Genomic DNA, 7,954 nt, shown 5'->3' on the forward strand with positions numbered 1-7,954 from the left:
CGGCGGCATCGTCGCTCTGACCGGTGGCCTGATCGGCCCGGAGGGCACTCCGCGGAACTACAGCGGCTCACTGGGCGGAACTCCGGTCTTTCTCGGCAGCTCGGATCCCGACTTTCACATACCGGTCGAGCGCGTTCACGAAACCGACCGCGTGCTCACGGCCATGGGCGCGAATGTGACGACGCGAATCTACCCCGGTATGGGGCACACGGTGAACGAGGACGAGCTGGAGCACGTGCGTGCAATGATGGCGCAGGTCGCAGGCTGAGCAGACTCATCCCTGCGCGCGCTGCACACGCTTCACCCTCACGACCCCGTACACGTACCAGGCAGCCGCGGCGACGATGATCGCCCAGGAGACGTAGCCAAGGACGTTCTCGATCTCGGGGAACTGCCGACCGAGGAGCCGGCCGGCGAGCGTGAGGGCAGCGGTCCATGCGAACGTGCCAAGGGCCGAATAGAACAGGAACGGGGCGAGCGGCATGCCGGTGATGCCCGCAGGCACGGAGATCACCGTTCGGAGAAACGGGAGCATGCGGCAGAAGAAGACGCTGGCATGGCCGTGCCGCTGGAACCAGCCGGCCGCACGTTCGATGTCGTCCGGCGTCATTGCGACCCATGCGCCATGCCTGCCCGCCCATTCGGCGAGGCGCTCCTTCCCCATCCTTCGACCGATGTAATACCAGAAGCTCGCGCCGACCAGGGAGCCGAGCGAGCCTGCAATCACGACCGGCCAGAACGAGAGCGTACCGCCTGCTGTCAGGTAGCCGCCAAGCGGCATGACCAGCTCGGACGGAATGGGCGGGAACACGTTCTCCAGCACCATGAGCACGCCGATGCCCCAGGCGCCGGTGCTGCGTACGACCTCGATGATGAAATCCCGCATTCCGGCTCCGGCCGGAGAGGACTGCTAGAAGATCGCGTTCGCGGCGTATGCGCCGATGTACGCCAGGACGAGCATATACCCGAACTGCAGCGCAGGCCACTTCCAGCCGCCGGTCTCGCGCTTGACGGTCGCGATGGTGGACATGCACTGCAGCGCGAAGGCGAAGAAGACGAGGAGGGCCACCGCACCACCAAAGTCGAGATCCTGCTTCAGCGAGTCCTGGATCTCGATCGATCCTTCATCGGCGTTCTCGACACCATAGATCGTGCCGAGCGTGCCGACGATCACCTCGCGCGCGGCCAGCGAGGAGATAAGACCGACGCCGATCTTCCAGTTGAAGCCCAGGGGCTCGATGGCCGGCTCGATCACGTGTCCTGCACGGCCCAGCGCGCTCTGCTCCAGCGGCGGCGCCTCGCCGCCGACACGCGGCACCTGCATCAGCACCCAGAGCGCCACCGTGACACCCAGGATGATGCGGCCGATGCGCATCAGGAAGACGCGGCTGCGGTCGAGCAGGCGCAGCAGGATGGAGCGCAGCGTCGGAATGCGGTACGGCGGCAGCTCCATCACGAAGTGGGCGGCCCGCCCCCGCAGCAGCGTGCCCTTCAGAACGAACGCCGTGAACACCGCCGCCGTCGCACCGAGCAGGTAAAGGCCGAGCAGCGTCGCCGCGCGCGTGCCCAGGAACGGCCCGAGCAGCGGCCGCTCGGGAATGAACGCGGCGATCAGCATCGCGTACACCGGCAGGCGCGCCGAGCACGTCATGAACGGCACGACGAAGATCGTGGCGAGCCGATCACGCTCGTCCGGGATCGTGCGTGCGGCCATGATCGCCGGGACCGCGCAGGCGAAGCCCGAAAGCAGCGGCAGGAACGCGCGTCCCTGCAGCCCGACGCGGTGCATCGAGCGGTCCGCAATCACGGCCGCGCGCGCCATGTACCCGGAATCCTCGAGCAGGCCGAGGAAGAAGAACAGGATCAGGATCTGTGGCAGGAACACGATGACACTGCCGACGCCCATCCACACGCCGTCGACCAGCAGCGATCGCCACCAGGTGTCCGGCATCAGCGCGCGAGCCCACTCACCCGACGTCGCGACCAGAGCTTCCACGCCATCCATGAGCGGCGTGGCCCACGCGAAGATCGCCTGGAAGACCAGCGCGACCAGCACCGCGAAGATCGCTGGACCGGCAATGCGGTGCAGCAGCACGGAGTCCAGCCGGTCCGTCAGCTTCGGACTCGCCGGCGCGACGTAGCCCGACCGCTGCGTCGCAATGCGCACACGCCCGCGCCGCGTGACGAACACGTCCACCACCGGCAGATCGATCCGGCGCGGTGACTGTGCCCCGAGGCCATCGGGGTGTACGCCGCCGTTTGCATCCGGCGCTGCGCTGCCATTCGCGCCCGGCGTGACGACGTTGCTCGCCGGTGCGTCAGTCGCTTCGGGCATGTCCGTCGCCCCGACACCGGGATGCGACGTCCGCACCTCCACGCGCTCCAGGAACGCGCGCACACGGTCGACGCCCTGGCCACTGCGTGCGGAGGCGGATACGACCTCGAGACCGAGCTGCTCGGCCAGATCCTGCTCGTTCACCTGGCCGCCGCCCGCCGCCAGCTCGTCCGCCATGTTCAGCACGAGCAGCGTCGGCAGCCCCGCCTCCAGCACCGGCTCGACCAGCATGAGCTGCGACTCCAGGCGCGTGGAGTCCACGATCAGGATGACTGCGTCCGGAGACGGCAGACCGGGCAGTCGCCCGGCCAGCGCGTCGCGCGTGACACGCTCGTCCAGCGACTTCGCCGAGAAGCCGTGCAGGCCCGGAAGGTCGATGAGTGTTACGGAGCGGTGATCACCGAGGTGGACGTCGCCCAGCTTCTTCTCGACCGTGACGCCCGGATAGTTGGCCACCTTCTGGCGCAATCCGGTCAGCCGGTTGAACAGCGTGGATTTTCCGGAGTTCGGCGGCCCGATCAGGGCGACCAGCGGCGATCGGGCAGGAGACGGGGTCGGGGTGGCAGCCGGCGGTCCGGCGGCCCCGGAGCGGAGCTCGGCGGTGCCCGGCATGCCAGACGGCTCAGGCCTCGGCCGTGAGCTTGACGCAGAGACAGCCCGCCGTCTCGCGGCGCACCGCGATCAGCAGCCCGTCGACCAGGAGGATCGGGTCACCCGAGGGCGAGCGGCGCACCGGACACATCCGGCAGCCCGGCAGGATCCCGCGCTCCAGCAACGGCTCGACCTCGTCCGCCGGCAGGTCGATGCTGACCAGCTCCACCGTCTGCCGCAGCGGGACATCCGGCAGCGTCATCGAGGCCGCGTCCACCGTGGCGGTGAGGCGCGTCCGGTTCCGTCGGAATTGAGCCGCAAAGCGGCGGACGAGCGTTTGCATGCGACCGAGAGTTTGAGAATCGTTCTCAACCAAGGTGGCGGCCGAAGGGCCGAGCGTCAAGGGACGACCGCGACAGCGATGTGGTGGATTGCCCTACCGGCGAGGGCCCGCGTGGGCCGGGCGCCCGGGCGGCCTAGTCCATGACGGCCAGCGCCCGGTTCCTGAGCTGCTGGCCGTAGCGGCGGCGGTACTCGACCTTGCGCTCGATCAGCTCGACGACGGCCGGCCCGAAGTCCACGCCCTCCAGCCTGCCGGCGGCGTTGAGTCCGCCTGCGCTGATCGCGTTGATCTCTACCAGCTTGTCGCCGACGATGTCGATGCCGGCGTCGAAGATGCCGTCGGCGAGGAGTCGCGGGCGGACGGCCTCGGCGATCTCGAGGATGCGGGGTGTGATCTCTGCTTTGGCCGGCTTGCCACCGGCGGTCATGTTGCTGCGAAAATCTCCTTCCGCGTTGACTCGGCGCAGTGCGGCATACTTGCCGTCGACGATCAGCGGCTTGCCATTGAACAGGAACAGGCGGACGTCGCCATCGCGTGCGGCGGGCAGATACTCCTGCGCGATGATGTAGCTGGAGCGGGAGAGTGATTCGACGATCTGTTTCATGTTGGTGTCGTCGCGGTCGAGCAGGTACACGTCCTGTCCGCCGTAGCCGCGCACCGGCTTGAGCACGATGCGCTTCTTCTGCTCGTCGTAGAAGCGTCGCACCTCGTCGTAGTTGCGTGTGATGATGGAGCGTGGCCGTACGGACTCCGGGAACTGCTCGAGGTACATCTTGTTGACCGCATACGAGAGCGTGTGCGGGTGGCTGAGCACGATGACGCCGTGCAGCACGGCCATCTGGCCGAATACGATGCCGGCATCGACTTCCCACGGCCGGTTCGCGAGCTGCTCCACCGGATTGTAGCGCAGGTAGAGCACATCGAGATCTTCGGTCTGGATGGTGGTGCGCGGCTTGTCGGCTCCCTGGATCGCGGCGAGGAACGCCTCCTGCCTTTCGGCCCCGCCGCGGGGCGCCTTGCGTGCCACGGCGGATATCCGGCCGTCCGAATGATACGTCAACTCACCGACGCCGATCATGTAGACGGTGTGGCCGGCGCGCGCGATCGCCCGTGCGATCACGGTCGTGGCGGCGGCGGGCACCTCGGTATCGACGTCGTTCACGACGACGCCGATGGTCATTCTGCCTCGGGGCATATCATCTCCGTCAGGGTGATGCCGCTGCGGAGCGCATCCAGTCGCTCTCGTGCCGCGCTGTCCTCCAGCACGCGCGGCCTGAGCGGCGGGTCGCGCAGGATGCGGCGGTAACGCAGCTCCCGGATGATCGGGATGTGTTTCTGCGCGATCTTGCCGATGTACAGGGACTCGAGCTGCACACCCTTGCGCAGCAGTGTGAGCAGCTCGATGAGCCCGCGCAGGTAGATGAAGTCGCGCGTGAAGCCGCCGGACTGATGCACGCGCAGCGTGATGTGCCAGGCGCCGTTCGGCGTGTAGCCGTGCTCGTCGCACAGCAGGCGGAACGTGTCCACGAAGGATGCGCCGTCCTCGACCGATCGTGCGGCGACGACGCGCGCGGCGAGGAGTCGCATGCGTGTGCGGTCGAGTCCGCCTGCCAGGTACTCGGCGAGCACGGCGAGGCCTTCCTGCAGCTCGTCGTAGCCGGCGAGGCCGAGTGAGAGCTGCTCGAGCGGCTGCGCGCTGCCGTTCACGTACGTGAGCACGTGCGTGCCCACCTCGTGGTGGAGCAGCGGCGTGACGCGGGCGGGGTCGAGCCGCAGATCCTGCCCGATCAGCAGGTTGCCACGCGACACCATCAGGCCGCTCACGTCCGGCCGGATCTCCGCGGTGGTCGCCAGCGGAGGGTAACGCGTGCGGTAATGGTCGAGCTCTGCGATTGCCCGATCGCGGAACGCACGGGCGTCGACGGTCGTGCGCGCGCGCCGTCGCGCGGTGGGCACGGTCGCGAGCAGGTCACGGGCGGCGTCGAGCAGTGAGTCGGATACAGTGCCGTACAGGCGCTGGCTGCTGAAGCGGAAATCATCGGAGCCGCGCTCACCGATCATGGTGAGCAGCGTGTCCAGCTCGCTCCGCTTGTCCTGGTAGAGATCGGCGATCGCGGGGTCGTCGATGTCCTCCATCTGCAGCGCGAACAGCTGTCGCTTGAGAAGATCCGGGTCCACGGGCAGCAGCCGGTAGCTGAACTGCGGCTCGCGCGCGTACGCATCCGCTTCGAAGCGCGTGCGTGCCTCCGGCTCATTCACGGGGGCCGTGAGCAGCAGCACGTCGAAGGAACGCTCGATCGTGCACAGCGCGCGGTCGATGCTCCATGCGACGTCCGGCAGCGAGCGTGCGCCGAGCCCGAGGTGGTGCGTCACCTCCGCCGACGTCTGGACGCGGACGAACTCGTAGATCGACTTGCGCAGCGCCTGCGAAAGCGCGCGGCGCAGCTGTCGCAGGAAGCGCGGGTAGACTGTCCCTGATTGTGGATCCCGGAAGACGGGTGGCACTTCGAGGCCGAGCAGCAGCACTTCCCGCTGCCACGACTCCGTCACCGTGAACAGCGCCGGCATGCCGGGCGGATGGCGCTCGTCGCTGGCCTGCATGGTGACGTCCAGGCCGGGGCGCAGAGCGGCGACCGACTCGAGCGCGCGTACGAGCCGGGCGGACGTTTCCGGAGCCGGCTTCGCGGGCGCGCGCACGACGAACCGGCGTGCGTCCGGGTCGGGTGACGCCCAGACCTCGATGACGAGAAACGCGCCGTGCTCGGCGGAGCCGTCGTGCGCAACCCTGCGCGCGATCTCACGCGCCTCCTCCGCGTCCCCCCTGCGCGCCGCGAGCCAGGAGGCCTCGCCGGCGATCAGACGTGCGGTTCCGGGGTCGCTGCGGTCGGGCGGCTCGCGGTACACGAGCAGGTAGGGCAGCGCGGGCTCGAGCACGAGCGTGCCTCCGCCCGCGAGCGTGTAGCGCCCCGCATCCAATCCGACCTGCTGCAGTTCTCCGCGCGTCATGTCCCCGTCTTTGCGGTCCGTTCCGGTCCTCTCGCGGACGGCCATGCGCAAGGACTTCGCCACCGGGACGATTTCGCGGTGCGGTAGTTGCCTGTGCAATCGCGAGCCCGGCGCGTCACTGCCGGCACTGACCCTACCAGTGAGCACGATGCGAGAGCAGTTCACCCTTGGTGTCGAGGAAGAGTACCTGCTCGTGGATCCGGCTACGGGCGAGCTGCGCAGCGAAGGCGCGGTCGTACTGGAAACGGACCGGAGCGGGGAAGTGATCGGCGAAGCGCAGGAAACGCTCGTCGAGATCGGAACGCCCGTGTGTCATGACGGGGCCGAGCTGATGGAGCGGCTGCGCGAACGTCGCTTCCAGGCCGCTGCCGCTGCCGCCGCCGTCGATCTCGACCTCCTCGCCCTCGGCACCCATCCCATCAGCGGGTGGAAGGGGCACGAGCTGGCGCAGTCGGAGCGCTCGGCCATGCTGTTCGAGCGGTTCCGGCACATCGTGCGCCTCGACCACATCTGCGGCATGCACGTGCACGTCGCGGTGCCGGAAGGCCTCGACCGGATCGCGCTGATGAACCGGATTCGCGCCTGGACGCCGCACCTGCTGGCGCTCGCCGCCAGCTCGCCCTTCCACGCGGGCGAGGATACGGGCTACGCGTCGATCCGGACGATGATGTGGCGACGCTACCCCCTGAGTGGCGTGCCGCCGCACTTCGCATCCGCCGCCGAGCACAGGCAGTTCATGGACCTGCTGCTGCGCAGCGGGATGATCCCCGACGAACGGACGGTCTACTGGAGCATCCGACCCAGTCCGCGCTATCCGACAGTGGAGCTGCGCGTCTGCGACGTCTGCCCGAGCATCGGCGATGCGGTTTCGATCGCGGTGCTGGCCCGCGCGCTCGTGATCGCCGCTGCGGAGGACCGGCTGCCGGACCCGGCCGCTTCGCTGCCGGAGTCCCTGCACGACGTCGTCCTGCGCGAGAACGAGTGGACCGCTGCGCGCGACGGGCTGGATGCCGAGCTGGTGGCGCCGGACCGTTCGGATGCGCGGGTGACGGTCCGCGCCTCGCTGCACGAGCTGCTCGACCTGGTCGCGCCCATCGCTGAATCCGTCGGCGACGCACACGCACTGGAAGGCATTGCGGCGATCCTGGCGCGCGGCAGCGCGGCGCAGCGGCTGCGGGCGCTGTTCGAGCAGGAGCGGGACCTGCTGACGGTCACCCGCTGGGCGGTGGAGGAAACACGCGCGGGCATCGGAATGGACCGCCGTGCCGTGCGGCGAGACGACGTCAACGGCGAGTTCTCGCTGGCGCGGTAGGCCCGGGCATGCGGGGTCGTGTCTGGGCTCCGGGGGTGCGGTGCTCGCGGGAATCCGCGCCCGGGCTGCCGGGGTTGCGGTACCCGCGGCCATCCGGTTGCCGGTTGCCCGGGGCTGCCCCCCACCGCGCCAACCGTCGCAGCGATTTGCCCTTCCTGTCGCGCTGTGGGGCACCAGGCCCCATGAGACGCCACTCGCCCGACCTGCCGACCGACGTCTGTAGCGCCATGGGGCACCAGGCCTGCTGAGGCGACAACCGCGCGTCGTGCCACCCACGCCTTGCGCGTTGCAGGGTGCCGCGCAACCGCGCGAGGCGACAGCGCTCGCCGAAACCGCCCTGCCGCCGTAAGATCCCCCGAAACGCACA

General features: G+C 68.9%; 7 protein-coding genes. 2 read left to right on the forward strand and 5 right to left on the reverse strand.

Annotated elements, in window-relative coordinates:
- Positions 1-268: hypothetical protein (locus tag VFU06_01590; GenBank protein ID HEU5208076.1), on the forward strand; the 268-nt coding region annotated here is incomplete at its 5' end.
- Positions 269-274: 6 nt separating this feature from the next.
- Here the strand turns inward: VFU06_01590 and VFU06_01595 are convergent.
- The 5 genes from VFU06_01595 to VFU06_01615 all read right to left on the reverse strand — a co-directional run bounded on the left by VFU06_01595 (position 275) and on the right by VFU06_01615 (position 6,275).
- Positions 275-886: a DedA family protein gene (locus VFU06_01595; GenBank protein ID HEU5208077.1), complete on the reverse strand. Its 612-nt coding sequence runs from the start codon at positions 884-886 to the stop codon at positions 275-277.
- Positions 887-910: 24 nt separating this feature from the next.
- A complete protein-coding gene (feoB, locus tag VFU06_01600; protein ID HEU5208078.1) occupies positions 911-2,947 on the reverse strand; it encodes a ferrous iron transport protein B in 2,037 nt (678 codons plus the stop codon).
- 10 nt (positions 2,948-2,957) lie between these two features.
- The gene (locus VFU06_01605; GenBank protein HEU5208079.1) at positions 2,958-3,188 is read right to left on the reverse strand and encodes a FeoA family protein; all 231 of its coding nucleotides are present in this window, start codon (positions 3,186-3,188) and stop codon (positions 2,958-2,960) included.
- A gap of 214 nt (positions 3,189-3,402) precedes the next feature.
- Positions 3,403-4,464, reverse strand: coding sequence for a hypothetical protein (locus VFU06_01610; protein HEU5208080.1), 1,062 nt, complete (start codon positions 4,462-4,464; stop codon positions 3,403-3,405).
- The gene (locus VFU06_01615) at positions 4,446-6,275 is read right to left on the reverse strand and encodes a tyrosine/phenylalanine carboxypeptidase domain-containing protein (protein HEU5208081.1); all 1,830 of its coding nucleotides are present in this window, start codon (positions 6,273-6,275) and stop codon (positions 4,446-4,448) included. The genes VFU06_01610 and VFU06_01615 overlap by 19 nt, the downstream gene beginning before the upstream one ends.
- A 148-nt stretch (positions 6,276-6,423) precedes the next feature.
- On the opposite strand from VFU06_01615, the gene VFU06_01620 reads away from it, so the two are divergent.
- Entirely contained in the window at positions 6,424-7,587 is a 1,164-nt protein-coding gene (locus VFU06_01620) for a YbdK family carboxylate-amine ligase (GenBank protein HEU5208082.1), read from the forward strand.
- Positions 7,588-7,954: the final 367 nt, after the last annotated feature.

The organism is Longimicrobiales bacterium (assembly GCA_035764935.1).
GTDB lineage: Bacteria > Gemmatimonadota > Gemmatimonadetes > Longimicrobiales > RSA9 > DASTYK01.